Origin of the sequence: Erysipelothrix anatis, from assembly GCF_009828745.1 — a bacterium.
Classification (GTDB): Bacteria; Bacillota_I; Bacilli_A; order Erysipelotrichales; family Erysipelotrichaceae; genus Erysipelothrix; species Erysipelothrix anatis.
In genome coordinates this window covers 84219-101880 of the sequence record NZ_WTSX01000006.1, presented here as the reverse complement: position 1 = coordinate 101880, position 17662 = coordinate 84219, and the positions used below count along the sequence as shown (strand labels likewise).

The 17662-nt window shown below is 38.1% G+C and carries 14 protein-coding genes; 12 read left to right on the top strand and 2 right to left on the bottom strand.

The features are described 5' to 3' along the window. Window positions 1–5 precede the first annotated feature (5 nt). The 3 genes from GVV19_RS05875 to rlmD all read left to right on the top strand — a co-directional run bounded on the left by GVV19_RS05875 (window position 6) and on the right by rlmD (window position 3360). Window positions 6–977, top strand: a complete 972-nt coding sequence (locus GVV19_RS05875) for a nucleoid-associated protein (RefSeq protein ID WP_159640624.1) — start codon at window positions 6–8, stop codon at window positions 975–977. 90 nt (window positions 978–1067) lie between these two features. Beyond that, window positions 1068–1769 (top strand): GntR family transcriptional regulator, encoded by a 702-nt coding sequence (locus GVV19_RS05870; RefSeq protein ID WP_159640627.1) that lies wholly within the window; start codon window positions 1068–1070, stop codon window positions 1767–1769. A gap of 226 nt (window positions 1770–1995) precedes the next feature. Then, complete coding sequence (gene rlmD, locus GVV19_RS05865; RefSeq protein ID WP_159646255.1) at window positions 1996–3360, top strand: 23S rRNA (uracil(1939)-C(5))-methyltransferase RlmD; 1365 nt, start codon at window positions 1996–1998, stop codon at window positions 3358–3360. Window positions 3361–3463: 103 nt separating this feature from the next. Here rlmD and GVV19_RS05860 read toward each other — a convergent pair whose 3' ends face one another. Then, window positions 3464–4297 (bottom strand): helix-turn-helix transcriptional regulator, encoded by an 834-nt coding sequence (locus GVV19_RS05860; RefSeq protein WP_159646252.1) that lies wholly within the window; start codon window positions 4295–4297, stop codon window positions 3464–3466. A 95-nt stretch (window positions 4298–4392) separates the two neighbouring features. Here GVV19_RS05860 and GVV19_RS05855 point away from each other — a divergent pair, with 95 nt between their 5' ends. Further along, complete coding sequence (locus GVV19_RS05855) at window positions 4393–6126, top strand: glycoside hydrolase family 2 protein (RefSeq protein WP_159646249.1); 1734 nt, start codon at window positions 4393–4395, stop codon at window positions 6124–6126. A gap of 21 nt (window positions 6127–6147) precedes the next feature. On the opposite strand, the gene GVV19_RS05850 is transcribed toward GVV19_RS05855, so the two are convergent. Further along, window positions 6148–7386 carry a competence/damage-inducible protein A gene (locus GVV19_RS05850; RefSeq protein ID WP_159646246.1) on the bottom strand — a complete coding sequence of 413 codons (1239 nt, stop codon included), beginning with the start codon at window positions 7384–7386 and terminating at the stop codon, window positions 6148–6150. Between the two features lie 145 nt (window positions 7387–7531). On the opposite strand from GVV19_RS05850, the gene GVV19_RS05845 reads away from it, so the two are divergent. The 8 genes from GVV19_RS05845 to GVV19_RS05810 all read left to right on the top strand — a co-directional run bounded on the left by GVV19_RS05845 (window position 7532) and on the right by GVV19_RS05810 (window position 17620). Next, on the top strand, window positions 7532–9127 hold the full coding sequence (locus tag GVV19_RS05845; protein ID WP_159646243.1) for an ABC-F family ATP-binding cassette domain-containing protein: 1596 nt from the start codon (window positions 7532–7534) through the stop codon (window positions 9125–9127). Between the two features lie 143 nt (window positions 9128–9270). After that, complete coding sequence (locus GVV19_RS05840; protein WP_159646240.1) at window positions 9271–11037, top strand: phosphotransferase; 1767 nt, start codon at window positions 9271–9273, stop codon at window positions 11035–11037. Further along, on the top strand, window positions 11034–12221 hold the full coding sequence (locus GVV19_RS05835) for an ethanolamine utilization protein EutH (protein ID WP_159641214.1): 1188 nt from the start codon (window positions 11034–11036) through the stop codon (window positions 12219–12221). The genes GVV19_RS05840 and GVV19_RS05835 overlap by 4 nt, the downstream gene beginning before the upstream one ends. 193 nt (window positions 12222–12414) lie before the next feature. Continuing rightward, the gene (locus GVV19_RS05830) at window positions 12415–13263 is read left to right on the top strand and encodes a MurR/RpiR family transcriptional regulator (RefSeq protein WP_159636216.1); all 849 of its coding nucleotides are present in this window, start codon (window positions 12415–12417) and stop codon (window positions 13261–13263) included. Between the two features lie 79 nt (window positions 13264–13342). Continuing rightward, window positions 13343–14248 carry an N-acetylmuramic acid 6-phosphate etherase gene (murQ, locus tag GVV19_RS05825; protein WP_159646237.1) on the top strand — a complete coding sequence of 302 codons (906 nt, stop codon included), beginning with the start codon at window positions 13343–13345 and terminating at the stop codon, window positions 14246–14248. Window positions 14249–14250: 2 nt separating this feature from the next. Continuing rightward, entirely contained in the window at window positions 14251–15396 is a 1146-nt protein-coding gene (gene anmK, locus GVV19_RS05820; protein WP_159646234.1) for an anhydro-N-acetylmuramic acid kinase AnmK, read from the top strand. Between the two features lie 95 nt (window positions 15397–15491). Next, on the top strand, window positions 15492–16601 hold the full coding sequence (locus GVV19_RS05815; RefSeq protein ID WP_159646231.1) for a hypothetical protein: 1110 nt from the start codon (window positions 15492–15494) through the stop codon (window positions 16599–16601). A gap of 35 nt (window positions 16602–16636) precedes the next feature. After that, entirely contained in the window at window positions 16637–17620 is a 984-nt protein-coding gene (locus GVV19_RS05810) for a sulfatase-like hydrolase/transferase (RefSeq protein ID WP_159646228.1), read from the top strand. The last annotated feature ends 42 nt before the right edge of the window (window positions 17621–17662 follow it).

Genomic DNA, 17662 nt, shown 5'->3' with positions numbered 1-17662 from the left:
TAACTATGGATATTAATAAAGCAATCATTCATACTTTGGATGATGATCTCAAATCAATAATTTTGTCACAACAACCGCTGAACTTAAACAATCAGCATGCAATTGAAAACTACTTACTTAAACTTGTGAAAGGGATGCAAAACAGCACTTCTACGACACGGGCAACAATTGGTGAGCGCAGTCCATTCAAAGCGCTAATCGGAACTCAATTTCCATTCTTGGAAACTACACAAGATTTAGCCCGCCAATGGTTCGAACAGTATATCCAAAATATGGACTATACGAGCAACAATCTTGTGTTTGTACTTGCTGATTTAGGAGAATCTGTTGGTTTTGGAATGTTTGAACTTCTAAGCAAAGATGGTGTCATCAAAATCACGCAAAATGTTCAGGGAGTTGAAAATGCATTGGTATACAATCATGCAATTATGCCAAGTGGATTCGCAAGTGTTCAAGCAGGATTTTTAATCGATCTAACAACCGGTGATACTCGAGTTAAGGCAGTGCCAGCAAATCGAGATGCCATCGAAACCTTTTTAGATACGACCTTGATAGCCAATTCTAAACAATCATTTCAAGTTGTTGATACCCTGATTCAATCGATTTCAGATCAACGGGACGTTGACCGATTACCTAATACAATCAAAGCGCGACAAATTATTACAGATAACGTCGAGCTGTATGATGAGATTGAACCCGAGCAAATCTTAAAGGAAATTTTTGAGGATATTGACGAACATGAAGCTTCGCTAATTCATAACGCTTTTGAAGCAAATAACGTTACGGACCTCATTAATTTGAAACTCATGAATAAAACGGCAACCATAAAAAAACACCGTATTCGAACAGAATCAGGTATCGAAATTATCCTGCCACTTGATATTTTGGATGTTCAAAACATAATCGATATTAAAACCGACATCAATGGGCGGGTCTCAATCGAGCTTAAAGATATCGGGAAAATTGTTGAAGAATAACAAAAACATCATAATATTTGCATTCATACTGTATATTAGCTGTTAATAAGCTATAATTGTAGAAACTAAGGGATTGAGGGAGGTATGTCAGTGAACAGAAAAAAATTATTGTATTTAGAAGTTGCACAACAAATTAAGAAAGACATTCTCTCGGGCCGTTATCCTGTTGGCAGTTACATTCCGACAGAGCGTGAATTAGAAGAAATGTTTGCTGTTAGTAAAATCACAGTTCGTAATGCGGTAGAAATACTGAGTAATGAAGGATATCTTGAGAAAAAGAGTGGTAAAGGAACGACTGTTCTAAGTAATCGACTTTTCAATCGGCTCTCAAAAGCAAATTCATTTTCTTCAATTCTTGAAAAACAGCACGAGTTGAAAAAAGAACTTATGGAAATTGATGTTGTGGATGTACAGAATAATGCCACATTATTTGAGGCGTTTGGTGAGTCTGCAACGTGCCTAAAACGTATGTACTATTTGGATGGTGAACCGTACATTACGTTTGAACACTATTTTCCAGTCATGTCGATAAAACATGCCATTAATGAAATTGAATCAAATTCATTATACAAATGGCTTGCTCTTAAAGGCTTTGATGTGGCAAATTTTAGTGACCGTTTTTATGTGGTAGTGGATGTCGATCCGATGATTCGTAAGATTCTAAAACTCGAAGACCAACCTGTGTTATGTCGTGAACGTCACACAGAAAACGCGGAGGGGGAAGTTGTTGAAATATCCTACGGCTACTACAATACCGATGCGAAAGCATACCAGATTGACTATGAAATCTAAAAAATAGCAATGAAGCATCTTTTAAGATGCTTTTCTTTTGAGATATGAAGGATATATGTTTACTTATATAGTCCAAAATCATATACTAAACATGTTCGAAATTTTTAATAACTAAACTTCATGCGAAATCTTTCAGCACCAATGTAAACTCCACATTGCTGCAACCATGATTTTATTAAGAAATTTAAACCACAATCGATAACATAATCGAAGAAAGAAGGAAACCATGAATACAGATTCATTAAAGAAAAATGATATTCTTGAATTAACATTTATTGATATGTCTTACGAAGGAAAAGGCGTCGCTAAAGTCGACGGTTATCCTATTTTTGTCGAGGGAGGAATTACGGGCGAAACTGCACTGGTAAAGCTTGATCGCGTTGAGAAGAAATATGCCTTTGGTCGTATTACCGAACTTCTCATTCCATCACAAGATCGCGCCTATGTAAAGCCGAAAGATCTTGCTCTAAACAGTACTATTCCACTCCAACATGTCAGTTATTCCCGACAATTAGAACTCAAAACAAAAATTGTAGAGGATGCTTTCAAAAAAGATCCTATGTTTAAAAATGTATTGGTAAATCATATTATTGGAGCCGAAAACGAATGGCATTACCGTAATAAAACACAAGTTCCGGTTCGAAAAGTTGATGATGCTATGGAAATTGGCGTCTTTAAACATAACTCACACCAACTCATCCCAGTTAACAACTTCAAAATTAATGCACTTGGAATTGACGAAATTGTTGTTGGAATTCGCGATATTCTCGTTGAATTTAATGAAAAACCATATGATGCTCGCACAAATACAGGAAACATTCGTCACATCATTGTTCGCCATGGTCAAAATACTGGAGAAGTGATGGTTGTTTTAGTAACACGTTCGAAGAGTTTATTCCCGCAATCTAAAATTGTTCCGGCAATTGCAGCCCTATCGGATAATATTGTAAGTATCGTTCACAATGTGAACCCACTTAAAACGGCAGCTATAATGGGTCCAGAATCAAAAGTTGTATATGGCAAGGATACATTCAAAGAAGTTATTCTCGAAAATACTTATGAAGTCACAGCGGAATCATTTCTACAAGTGAACACTCCGCAAGCGGAAGTACTCTATCAAACACTCTTAGATACACTTCAACTTGATGGAACAGAAGTCGTACTTGATGCTTATTCTGGAATTGGAACAATATCCCTGAGCCTTGCACAAAGAGCTAAGGAAGTCATTGGAATTGAAATTGTTGAAGAAGCTGTTATTGTAGCCGTTAAAAATGCAGAGATTAATGAAATCTCAAATATCTCGTTCATTGCAGGTGATGTCATTGAGGGAATTAAAGAACTATCGTTAAAACCAGACGTAGTTGTTGTTGATCCACCTCGAAAAGGGCTTGAATCTTCATTTATTAATGACGTTATTGCCTTAAGTCCAGAGAAAATTGCGTATGTAAGTTGTAATCCTGCAACGCTCGTTCGTGATTTAAAACCATTCGTATCTGCTGGCTATAGCATTGATAGTGTTCAACCTGTTGATATGTTCCCACAAACAACACATATCGAATCTATCGTATTATTAGTTAAAAGCAGTATATAGTTTTTAAAGCAATCAAAAATACTATATCGAAAAAGGAGCAAGTCAAAACTTGGCTCCTTTTTTTATGTGGGATTGAGTTAAATGCATGGTATTTCGTAAGGCGTTAATCGGATTTACGTCGGTTTGTATTCCGCCACTGAGTCGGTGTATATCCACTTTTACGTTTGAAAATATTGGAGAAATACTGCGGGTCGGAAAATGCCAACCGATCAGAAATTTGTTGTACAGTTAAAAAAGACTCCGAGAGTAGTAATCGTGCCATTTCAAGTTTCTTATCAAGAAGGTAATTGTAGGGTGTTCGATGAAGTTGCTGCTTGAAAATCCGGGTTAATTGTGAGGACGACATGTTCACGTGAGCGGCTACTTCGCTAATCGATATAGTTGTAAACACTGAGTCATCGAATCGTTGTTTTGCCTTATAAACAGGTTCACTGAGATGTAATACGTCGTTTTGGATGGAATGGTCGTGAATAAGTAGCATTAATTTATGAAATTGAAGCGATGTTTGCTGTGAACGTTGTTGCGGTGTCAATGTGTAACTTTCACATATAACCAGAAATTCAGAGAGACAATCAAATACATCCAAATTACGAAATACATAATTATTGTGAATGTGATACGTTTGAAGCAGGTGATCGCATAAACTGCCTGACACATTAATCCATAGTTTATGGAGTGGCTTTTTGGGGTTTGACCAATATTCATGATCATGGTGCTTAGGCAAGATAAAAACATCTCCTTGTTGCACACTGTATTCGATGCCGTCAATTCTCAGCGTTCCGGATCCAGATACAACATACTCGAAACTGTATATATGCGAATGTTGGCGTTGGACATGATACGTGCTGAATGGGTATGTGATTCCCGCAATTTCAATACGAAAAAGGGACGGTGTCTGAAAATGACTGGGTAAAAAACTAAGTATATGTTCTTTCATGCGTGTATTCCTCACTTAATTGATTGAAATATCCACCATTTTTGAAATTGGTGATTGTATAATTCAATTATAGATAAAAGAGAAGGAGAACTCAAATGAATAGTATACCCAGACATGAACATCCAAATCCGCAATTTGAACGCCAAACTTGGCAAAATTTAAATGGATTATGGAAATTTGATTTTGATTTTGGAAAAAGCGGTTTAGATCGTCAATGGCAAAAAGAGCACACCTTTACGCGGCAAATAACTGTTCCGTATCCTCCAGAAAGCAAGCTTAGCGGTATTGAATATACTGATTTTATGCCGGCAGTATGGTATCAAAGAAATTTTGAAATTGGTGCAGATCAGCTTCAATCCGAGATCATACTTCACTTCGGTGCGGTCGATTATAAAACAGAAATATTTGTGAACGGTCAGTCAATAGGAGCTCATGAAGGCGGTTATGATTCATTTTCATTTGAAATTCGAGAGCATGTCCATGTAGGTATCAATACTTTGACTGTTTATGTAGAGGATGATGTACGTTCGGGAAGACAGCCAAAAGGAAAACAAAGTTCTTTTTACTACTCGCGAGGTTGTGATTATACCCGTACAACGGGTATATGGCAGACTGTGTGGTTAGAGTTTGTGCCTTTTACACGACTCGAAAGCATTCGATACTATCCAAATATCCATAATAGTACAATTGCGATTGAAGCTTTTACTACGGGAAAAGGGCAATTATCAGTTGAAATTACCTATGATGGAAGGTGTGTCGGACAACATCAAACGACCCACAATAAGCATGGATTTGTACAAATAAAACTGGATGAGCTACATCTGTGGGAAATCGGTGAAGGTGCATTGTACGATGTCAGATTCTCTTTTGAAGATGATACGGTTCATAGTTATTTTGGGATGCGTGAAATTGAACTTGATGGGTATGAATTTAAGCTCAATGGTAAAACAATATTCCAACGATTTGTGCTGTTACAAGGATTTTATGAAGATGGTGTTTATACCGCGAAGGATGATGAAAGCCTAAAACATGACATTACTTTAAGTCAATCTATGGGTTTTAATGGCGCACGGTTACATGAAAAAGCATTTGAACCGAGATTCTACTACCATTGTGATCGCGCTGGATTCATGGTCTGGGCCGAAATGGCAAACTGGGGCATTGATCTTTCGAATTACCAATCGATCACGGATTTTCTACCCGAATGGCAACAACTCGTTAAACGAGATTTTAATCACCCATCGATTATCACCTGGAGTCCATTCAATGAGACATGGAATGTTGAGGGAAGACCTCAACGTGACGAAATTATAGAATTAATTTACCGAACGACTAAAGACATGGACCCAACACGACCATGTGTTGATACGAGTGGTAATTATCATGTTGTTACTGATTTTTATGATGTTCATGATTATACTCAAGATGTCGATCAATTACGGTATCATTTCCAAGGGATTCATCACCCAAATGGTGCATTTTGGGATGAACATGATGCCCGACAAACCTATAAATCAGGACAGGCATTTTGTATTAGCGAATATGGCGGTATTAAATGGGATCCAAGTGGTGAAAGTTCATGGGGTTATGGTACAGAACCACAATCTGAAACTGAATTTTTAGAGCGCTATGAAGGACTTACAAATGTTTTACTCCAGCACCCACAATTGTTTGGCTATTGTTACACACAATTGTATGATATTGAGCAAGAAAAGAATGGGTTGTGTTACTACAATCGTAAACCCAAATTTGATGCCGAACGCATTAAAGCCATCAATCTACAACCAGCGGCCATAGAATTGCTATCAGCGTCGGATGGAAAAGAATAAAAAAAGCCCGTTGAGGCTTTTTTATTTCAAATGCTTGTGAATTAAGGCAAGCGCCGCCTGAGATGCTGCATATCGAACACTTTCACGATCAAGATGGCGATGGCCAAACATGTATTTTTCAGTAACACATCCTGCTGTCGTTGCAAGGGCGATATACACTGTTCCTACAGGTTTTTCAACAGTTCCACCAGTAGGGCCTGCGATTCCTGTTATTCCGATACCATAATCAGCGTTAGCAAGTTTTTTAACGCCAAGTGCCATTGCTTCAGCTACTTCTTTTGAAACAGCACCCACCGAATCAAAAAGAGACGAATCGACACCGAGGACTTGTGTCTTCATGGTATTTGAATATGTGACTGCACCATAATTGAAAATGGCAGAACTTCCATTAACATCCGTAATTCGTTTCGCAAGTAAGCCACCGGTGCAACTTTCAGCCGTTGCGATAGTTTGATTGCGTTTCGTCAGTTCGAGAACTAACTCTTCTTCTAAAGAGCCGATATTCACTCCCATAATATTGTCTGGGAAGGTTTCGAGAATGACGTTGACTGCGTTTTGATTTAAAGCATGTCCTTCTTCTTGTGAACGTGAGCGTGCACTAACGCGTAACATGACCCCATTTTCATGCAAATAGGGGGCAATCGTGGGATTGGTGCTTTCAATCATAAGACTGGAGAGCGCTTCCTCGATGTGTGACTCTCCAATACCCTGGATGTAGACACGATCAGAAACAATCATAAAGTCACGTTTTTCTGCGAGAAACGGAATAATAGCATTCATAAACATCGGTTTCAGTTCCCGAGGTGGTCCGGGCAATAAAATGACTGTTTTGTCATTTTGCTCAATGAGCACACCGGGTGCGGTTCCGTAATTATTATCCAATGCTCGCGAACCGTCTGGAATCATGGCTTGCTTAAGGTTGTTGTGAGGCATAGCGCGATGTGATTTCTTGAAATAAGACTCAATTCGTTCTTTGGATGCCAAATCCATGACCATTTCTAAGTTTAATGCTTGAGCAACGATTTCTTTCGTTAAGTCATCATATGTTGGGCCCAGACCGCCAGTGATGATAATCATATCGCTACGGCTTAGTGATTGTTTGATTTGTGCTTCTAAGCGGGCGGGATTATCGCCAATTACTGTTTGAAAGTAATTGTTGATTCCGTAATCTTGTAAGTGTTTAGCGATGAATGTTGCATTTGTGTTTACAACATCTCCCATCAATAATTCAGTACCAACATTAATAATTTCTGCGTTCATAAGTTCACCTCAATATGGTTCTATTTTAGATGTAATTGAATAGCAGTTCAAGAGCATCACTCAAGAAGTATTGATCTCGAGACAATGAATACGTACCAATTCTGATTTTATGATATAATTGATTGGATTCAAAAGGAGAATGCGTGTGATTAGTACAAATAATTTATCATTAATGTTTGATGGGAAGGCTTTATTTGAAGATGTATCCATCAATTTTATAGAGGGTAACTGTTATGGGGTTATCGGTGCAAACGGTGCGGGTAAATCAACTTTTTTAAAGTTGTTATCAAAAGAACTTGACGCAACGGGTGGGCATGTATCAGTCCAACCAGGGAAACGTCTTTCATTTTTAAAGCAAGATCATTTTGCATATGATGAATTTACTGTCTTAGAAACAGTTATCATGGGAAACCAAGACTTATATGCCATCATGAAAGAAAAAGATGCAATTTATACTAAAGAAGATTTCACAGAAGCCGATGGAATTCGTGCGGGTGAGTTGGAAGAAAAGTTTGCAGATATGGATGGTTGGAATGCTGAAACCGAAGTATTCATGCTTTTAAATGGTCTTGGAATTGACAGTCAATATCATGAAGCTAAAATGGCTGATGTTCCTGCAGCTGATAAGGTTAAAGTCTTATTGGCACAAGCGGTATTTGGTAATCCAGATATTTTACTACTGGATGAGCCGACTAACCACCTTGACATTGAAGCAATTCAATGGTTAGAAGAGTTTATTATGAACTTAGATAATACAACTGTTATCATGGTTTCTCACGATCGTCACTTCTTAAATAAAACATGTACTCATATTGCAGATATTGACTATGGCAAAATTCAACTCTTTGTAGGAAACTACGATTTCTGGTATGAATCCAGTCAGTTGATGCTTCGTCAAATGAAAGATGCAAACAAGAAAAAAGAAGAAAAAATCAAAGAACTTCAAGACTTTATTGCCCGTTTTAGTGCGAATGCCTCGAAGTCCAAACAAGCAACATCACGAAAACAAGCGTTAGCAAAAATTAATATCGAAGAAATGCAACCCTCAAAACGACGTTATCCATTTATCGAATTTAAACCAAAACGTAGTTTAGGTACTTCAATTCTACAAGTTGAAGACCTTACGAAAACAGGGGATGGGATTACCTACTTCAAGAATCTTAATCTTACGGTCGGAAATGGCGAAAAAGTAGCCCTTGTTGGCGAAAATGAGCTTGCTAAGTCAATGTTCTTCGATGTTATTTCAGAAACGACACCTGCTGATTCGGGTTCGATTAACTGGGGATCTAGCGTTGAATATGCATACTTTAATAAAAATTTCGAAGAGAACTTTGAAGTTGATGAGCGTATCGTCGACTGGTTAATGGAATTCTCAGATGAAAAAGATGAAACATTTGTTCGTGGATTCTTGGGACGTATGTTATTCGGTGGCGATGATGCATTGAAGAAGGTCAATGTCCTTTCAGGTGGAGAGAAAGTCCGTTGTATGATGTCAAAAATGATGATCTTAGGTGCCAATGTGCTCTTACTTGATGAGCCAACGAACCACTTAGACATGGAATCAATTACTGCATTGAACAATGCGCTCATTAAATTCCCAGGTACAATTATTCTGGCATCCCATGACCATCAAATTATCGAAACAACAGCAACACGAGTCTTTGATTTTAAAGCAGATGGATCTGTGTTTGATTACCTCGGTACTTACGAAGAATATCTCGAGTTTAATAAAAATAAATAATACATGATAAACGGTCGAAAACGACCGTTTTTTTTATACTGGAAAAATGTGATTTCTGATATTTACAACAATAATATCGTTAAATATATTGCTTTCGTTCATTTTATGGTAGAATTAAGGAAATTATGAACAAGGAGAAATATATGATAACAAAAAATGAATTTGATATCCTAAAACTATTTCATCTCAATCAGTTTACAACACAACGCGACGCAAGTGCGCTTAACCAACTATCTTTGGGTAGTGTTAACAGTGTTCTAAACACTTTAGTCGAAAACGAGTATATCAAAGACAACCAAATTACTGAAAAGGGAACAGCTATTATGCAGCAGTATAAAGTCGATAATGCGATTATTATGGCTGCAGGAATGGGGTCCCGGATTGCACCACTCGGTTATGAAAACCCAAAAGGACTCTTGAAAGTCCGCGGTGAAATCCTTATAGAACGCCAAATTAAACAATTACAAGCATCCGGAATTAAGGACATCACACTTGTTCTTGGTTACATGAAAGAGAAGTTCTTTTATTTAGAAGACAAGTTTAACGTAAAAATCGCCATCAATGAAGACTACTACCGCTACAACAATATTTCAACTATTTTGAAAGTAGCATCGCAATTTAAGAATACCTATCTTTGTGTTTCAGACATCTATTATGATGAAAATCCATTTGATCCATATATGTATGGGCCAAGTTATGCAGTAGTTCATGAACATGCAAATGTTTCGGGGGAATTCTATGCATTAATGAACTCACGAAAATTGATTAAAGATATCGAAATTGGCGTTGGTGAACCGTTGATGACAGGACACGCTTACTTTGATAAAGAGTTTTCGGATACATTTATTAATATCTTAAAAGAAGAATTCAAAGATGAAACGACACGTTATCGTCTGTGGGAATATGTCCTCATGAAGCATATCGGAACATTAAAAATGTATGGTAAGGAATATCCAGCGAATTCAATTCATGAATTTGATAGTTTTGAAGACCTTCAAAACTTCGATACTTTGTATATTACGAATACCGACTCACAAATTTTAGAAAACATTACGACATCGCTAAATTGTGAGCTTAAAGATATCAAGAATATTGAGGCAGTCAAAAAAGGACTCACAAACTTGTCATTCAAATTTGAAGTCTTCGATAAAGTCTATATGTACCGTCATCCTGGTGTCGGAACGGATAGCTACATTAACCGCAGAGCCGAAGCCTATGCGCAAGAAGTGGCGAAAGAATATGGACTTGATGATTCCTTTATCTGTATGAATCCAGATAAAGGTTGGAAAATTGCGAACTATATTACCGATACGCATACCATGGACTATCACAATGACTATGAAGTAAATGCGTCTCTTGAAATGATTCGTAAACTTCATGATCTCCAACTGGAAGGTAAATATGAGTTCAATGTTTGGAAAAAAACAAATGATTTTATTGCGATGATCGCTGAAAAAGGTCGTCATGATTTTGACGATTTCGATGAATTATATAATAAATTAGAACGTGTTTTCCAGTTTACAGAATCGGATAACTATCCGAAAATACTATGCCATTGTGATTTCTATGATCCAAATATTCTCTTCCAAGGTACACGTCCATATCTCATTGATTGGGAGTATGCTGGCGTTGACGATCCAGGTGTTGATTTAGGAACGTTTATTGCATGTTCAGATTACACCTTTGAAGAAGCTATGGATATTTTAGACCGCTACGAAGGCAAACCGATGAGCTTTGAACGCCGTCGCCACTTTATTGGCTACGTTGCACTCGCATCATATTACTGGTTTATCTGGGCTATTCTTCAAGAATCAAATGGCGCAACGGTCGGCGAATACCTTTACATTTGGTATCGTTCAAGTATTAAATATGCAAACGAAGCTTTAGCACAGTATGGAGAAACGCTATGAAAATAATTAGTGACGTTGTTGTCTACATCATCATGTTCTTTGCAGTATGGGGATGTTTGGCATCAATATTTAAACCGGAAAGTGAAATGGGAAACCAATTCCTTGAAGGAATTAACGCAATCGGAAGTATTTTCTTACCAGTTGCCGGTATTATGGCATCCTTGCCAATCTTAATCAGTTTGATTACAAACTTTATCAGCCCAGTTTTTGCCTTCTTTGGGGCAGATCCAGCAATCGCAGCAACTACATTTCTCGCTGTCGATATGGGAGGATATCAACTTGCGGAATCATTAGCAGTAACGAAAGAATCATGGATTATGGCAACAACGGTAGGGTATATGGCTGGTGCTACCATCGTCTTTAGTATTCCTGTGGCTTTGAAAACGGTTAAGGAAAAATACCACCGTCAAATGTCATTGGGAATTATGATTGGATTTATTACGATACCTGTTGGTGTTCTTGTAAGTAATATTATTATTGCGTTGATGAGTCCAAGTGTGCGTGCCTTGTCGAGCACAAGCGCTGCAGCTCAAACAGTTATCTTGAACATGACCTTCCAAACAATCTTTCTTAACTTGATTCCATTACTCATCATCTGTTTTTTAATGGCGTTTGGCTTATGGAAAAAACCAGATATGATGATTGCTGGATTCAAAGGCTTCGGCCGTTTCATGGATGCATTTACCAAAATTGTCTTTACTTTAGTCGTAGTTGAGTATTTTACAGGTATCTTCAGCACACTCTTTGGTGTTTGGCCATTTGAACCCATCATTGCAGATGAAGCAGATATTAACCGTGCACTTGAAGTTGCTGGTTATATTGGTATTATGCTCTGTGGTGCATTTCCGATGGTGTATTTCATGCAGACGCGACTCGAGAAACCGCTGGAACGTTTGGGTAACAAAGTTGGACTTTCATCGAAAGTGGTGACAGGTATTCTTGCTGCTGCAGCGAATGTAATCGCACTCTTCTCGATGATTGACGATTCATTCGAAGATCATGAAATCATCGCAGTTATAGCTTTCTCAGTCTGTGGTGCGTTTGTAATCGGGGACCATCTTGCGTTCACCGCTAACTTCCAACCAAACTTAATTGTACCGGTTATGATTGGTAAACTCACTGCAGGAATTGTTGCAGTCACAATCGCTTTAAAGGTCTTCAAACCTAAGAAATCTCTAAACTAGTAAAAAAAGGACTTTGAGTTTCGATTCGAAGTCCTTTTTGTTTGCACTTTTCTTTAAATAAGTTGTTTTTATAGTTCTTTTTGTAATACTGAGTACCGAAAGTACAGTAATTGTGGTATCTTTTGTGATATATTTCCCATTTATTAGGAAATACGTTACCATAAGGTTAAATAAGCAATTTTGGGAGGCTTTTATGAGTAGTATATATCGCATTAAGGAGAATATGGGGACCTATACAGATACAGAGTTACGGATCGCAAACTATATTCTTGAAAACAAGGAGTATGTTATCACGCTCTCATCACAAAAATTAGCAGAAGCGGTTGACTCATCTGCGGCAGCCGTTGTCCGTTTTTCGAAAAAAATCGGCTATAAAGGATTTACTCATCTCAAGGTAGAGCTTGCGAAATCAAAAGATGATATCGAAGTTATTGATTCGATTAATCGCTTAATTACACAAGACGATTCGGTCCAAACCATGATTCAAAAATCGAAGTTTGGAAATGCCGAAACTTTTGATAAGACATACAAACTTCTTGATGTGGACCAACTTGTAAAGGCAATCGAAACGCTTAAAGGGGCTCGTCGTATTTATCTGCTTGGAATTGGCGGTTCCAGCCTACCAGCACAGGATTTGTATCAAAAGTTAACACGAATTGATAAACAGGTGCTGTATTTTGATGATTTTCACTTGATGGTGTCTGCGATGACACACATAAATCAGAATGATGTCGTTATTGCGTTTTCCTATTCAGGCATGACGCGTGAAATTCTCATTGCACAACGTGAAGCAACTGAAGGTGGGGCTTGTGTTATTGCTGTTACTCAAGTTGGTCGTAATGACCTCTCACGATATGCGGACATCGTTTTACATATTCCAAAAGAAGAGTCAGAGCTTCGTTTGGGATCCATTGCATCACGATTTTCAATGCTTGCAGTTTCCGATTTACTTTATTTAGGAGTTGCGAAAGACGACATTGAATCTACCCGTAAAAAACTGGTTGCATCACGTCAAAGTGTCAAAACAATCCGCGATATTTAATAAAATTTCATAAAAAGTCAAAAGGGTTTGAAATAACATTTCAAACCCTTTATAATGGAATTAAAGTGAGGATGAGATTATGAAAATTGATTTGAGTAAGATAGGGACAGAGCAACAAAATAAAAATACGATGCATATTGATACGCTCGAAACGGAAGCAATGATTCGTTTGATTAATCAAGAAGATCAAGCTGTTATTGATGCAGTTGGCGCAGCTGTACCACAAATTGCGAAAGCAGTTGATGCAATCTATGAAACAATTTTAAATGGCGGACGCCTTGTATACATTGGTGCTGGAACATCTGGTCGTCTTGGGGTTCTTGATGCATCCGAAGTGCTTCCAACATTTGGAATGGGTGAAGAAGCCGTTGTGGGATTAATTGCTGGTGGTGATGTCGCATTGCGTCATCCAGTTGAAGCGGCGGAAGATAATGAAACAATTGTAGTTGAAGATCTGAAACGTATTAATTTTAATGAGAATGATATTCTCTGTGCGATTGCGTCATCAGGACGTACACCATATTGTGTTGGTGGCTTAAAGTATGCACGTAGCCTCAATGCTAAAACAATTTCATTGGCATGTGTTGCTGATAGTGTTATCGCACAATATGCCGATTATCCAATCGAAGCTGTCGTTGGACAAGAAGTTGTTACAGGTTCAACACGAATGAAATCAGGTTCAGCAACAAAAATGGTCCTAAACATGTTATCAACAGGGGCTATGATCAAATACGGTAAAGTATATGGAAACCTAATGGTTGACGTTAAAACAAGCAACGCAAAATTAGTTGAACGTGCAAAAGGTATTATCATGAAAGCAACGGGTGTTGACTATGACCGTGCTGCTTACTTACTTGATGCAAGCGGAAACCATGTGAAAACAGCAATTGTCATGCAAGAGACAGATACAACTCAAGCAGAGGCGAGAGCACTACTAGAAGCAAATGAAGATCGTATTGCACTTGCAATCGCAAATCGAGGCTAAAAATGACAGAAAAAATCGCTATAGGATTGATGTCAGGAACGTCATTAGATGGTGTTGATGCTGTACTTACGAAAATTAGTGGGTATGGTGTGGATACAAATCTTGAGGTTTTAGGATTTACATCACTCGACATCGATGACACACTTCGTCAAAAAATTCTCAATGTCAGTCACCCAGAATCATCACGTGTTGATGACATTACATCTTTAAACATGGAACTGGGAATGATTTGGTCAAAGGCAGTAACAAAATTACTGGATGAAACACAGTATGAAGGAGCAATTGACTTTATCGCATCACATGGGCAAACAATTCATCACTTGCCAAATGCGACAGCACCCCATGTCCGTTCAACCTTACAAATCGGTGATCCGTCTTATTTAGCGTATGATCATAATACTGATGTTGTCTTTAATTTTAGAATGATGGATATGGTTGCTGGTGGAGATGGTGCACCGTTAGTTCCATATACTGAATTTGTGCTTTATCGGGACGCTAAAAAGACCCGTCTACTTCAAAATATTGGTGGAATTGGAAATGTCACTGTTATTCCAGCCAACGCACAACTTGATGATGTCAGCGCATTTGATACAGGTCCTGGTAATATGATGATGAATGCTGCAATGGCATACTTTTACCAAAAACCGTACGATAAAGATGCTGCAATGGCGAAACAAGGTCATTTAATTCAAGAGATATTTGATACTTTAGCAACGAATCCATACCTAAACATCGCACCGCCTAAATCAACAGGTCGTGAAATGTTTGGTGAAGATGTTGTTAAGGCAATTTGTGAGACGTATCCAAATCAAGCAAATGATGTGCTTTACACTTTGACATATTTTACAGCATATACGATCGCTCAAGCTTACAAAGACTTTGTGATGCCACACCACACAATTGATGAAGTAATTCTTGGTGGGGGAGGAGCATACAATCCACTCCTTGTATCATTAATTGATGAAATGCTTGACGGCATCGTAGTCATCACTCAAGAATCTCTAGGATTCTCAAGTGATGCTAAAGAAGCGATTGCCTTCGTAATTTTAGGGAATGAAACCCTGAATAAACAACCAAGCAATGTTCCAACAGCAACTGGGGCATCAAAACCTGTCATTTTAGGACAGATTCAACCAAAACCATTTTAAGCGCTACGACAGCGCTTTTTTAACGAAAATCACGAAATGTTATTGTTTTGTTAACTGAAAGTGATATCATAAAAGCATTGAGTGAGGGAATTAATATGCTATTTAATGTAAGTCTTATACTTCTGTTTCCGCTTCTAGGAGCATGGATTCTAGTTAAAGCAACACGACAAACCATGAAGGTTCGAGATGTAGCAGCGCTAGCCATGTTATTAACGGTAACAATCGGCAATGCAGTGAACTGGATCATGCGCGGTAAATCAGTAATTGGTCATGTCAATCGCAATCCACGATTCTATGCATTACATATTGGTATTGCTCTAGTAGCTGTTTTAGCATCATATTTGATTATTCGAATGATGAAGAAAAACAATTATACAATCAGAATCTACCGGTTTTACACCGCAAGTATACTCAGTATCTTGTTATTTATGATTATTTATATTCTATGGATTCTAAGTACAATGGGAACACTAACCTTTGATATTGTGCTCAATAATCTAATTTCACCAATTAACACACAAACGGGAACGTTTGTAAATGACATAGTTGGTCTTGGTAGCAACTTCGTTGCCATCTTCTTTGGCTTCTTTACAATCGCTTACTCAAAAGATTTCGTTAATCCAATTCGTTGGAAATCACGCCGTAACACACCATTATGGCTTCGTTTCACAAATCGAATGAGTGTCGCCGTAATTGCGGTCTTAGTGGTATCATTATCATCTCAAGCGTTATATGTACCGCAAATTATTAGTTATGCATTGTCGAACGATACATTCTTTGAGGATCACTATGTGAATCCGCATGATGCAAACCTACAGTTTCCAGAAAAGAAACGAAATCTAATCTATATTTTCGTTGAATCATTGGAAACAACATATCTTGATAAAGAACGTGGGGGAAATCATGATGTGAATATGATTCCAAATCTAACACGTTATTTGGAAGGCGGAGCTGTTAATTTTTCAAATACAGATGCGCCTTATGGTGGAATTCAAAATGTCCCTGGCGCAACATGGTCAATTGCAGGAATGTCAACACAGATGTCTGGGATTCCTTATAAGAAACCTCCAGGAGAACGTGAGGATGGCTATGTTGAATCGTTTTTACCAGGAATGGTAAATCTTGGTGACATTCTTCACGAACAAGGTTACCGTCAACGACTGATTGCAGGAGCGAATGCCTCATTATTTTCTTTGAATCGTTAGAAGCAACATACTTTGATAAAGCAAACGGTGGAGCGATGGAGCAAAACCTTATTCCGTCACTGACAAAATACCTTGATGATGGGGAAGCTGTAAACTTTTCACATCAATCGACTTATGGTGGAATCCGTACTGTTCCTGGGGCAACATGGTCTATTGGAGGCATGGTAACCCAAACGAGTGGAATTCCATACGTTTGGCCACCAACATCACATGAAGATGGAACTGTCGAAAACTACATGCCTGGACTAACAAACCTTGGTGATATCCTTTATGCGAACGGATATCACAATCGACTTATAGTCGGTGCAAGAAGTTCAGACTATGGTGTCAAGAGCTTCTACGAACAACATGGTAACTATGATATTTACGATCGTCTCCATTACATCGAAACTGGCCAATCATCACATGAGTACTTTAAAGGTCAATTCGGAATTGAAGATCGTACCATGTTAGAATTCGCAAAAGAATCAATTCTTGAGATGAGTGCCGGAGATCAACCATTCCATGCAGTTGTAGAGACAGTCGATACGCACTTCCCAGATGGTTATGTTGATGAACTCTGTGATGCACCATCAATTCATCCTTATGAAAATTCAATCACATGTGACGAACGCATTGTTGCAGATTTCATTGATTGGATTAAAGCTCAAGACTTCTACGAAAACACAACAATCGTCGTTAATGGGGACCACTTAAGCATGGATAAGACATACTTTACAACGATTGATCCGAATTACGAACGTACGACATTCAATATGATTATCAATCCAGTATGGGATGAGTTGGATCCGAGCATCACTCGGAATCGAGGATTTAATGCTACAGATATTTTCCCAACTGTTCTATCGGCTATTGGTGTAGAAATTGAAGGATCAAAACTAGGTATCGCAACTGACTTAAGTTCAGGCGTTCCTACTCTGACAGAAACTATTGGTCATGATCCAATCTTTACTGCCTTGGGTGAAACAAGCCAATACTATAACCGTAAAATATTCTGGAACAAAGACAACGAAGAATAAACCCTAAACCTAAAGATTTTCTTTAGGTTTTTTCTTATTTCT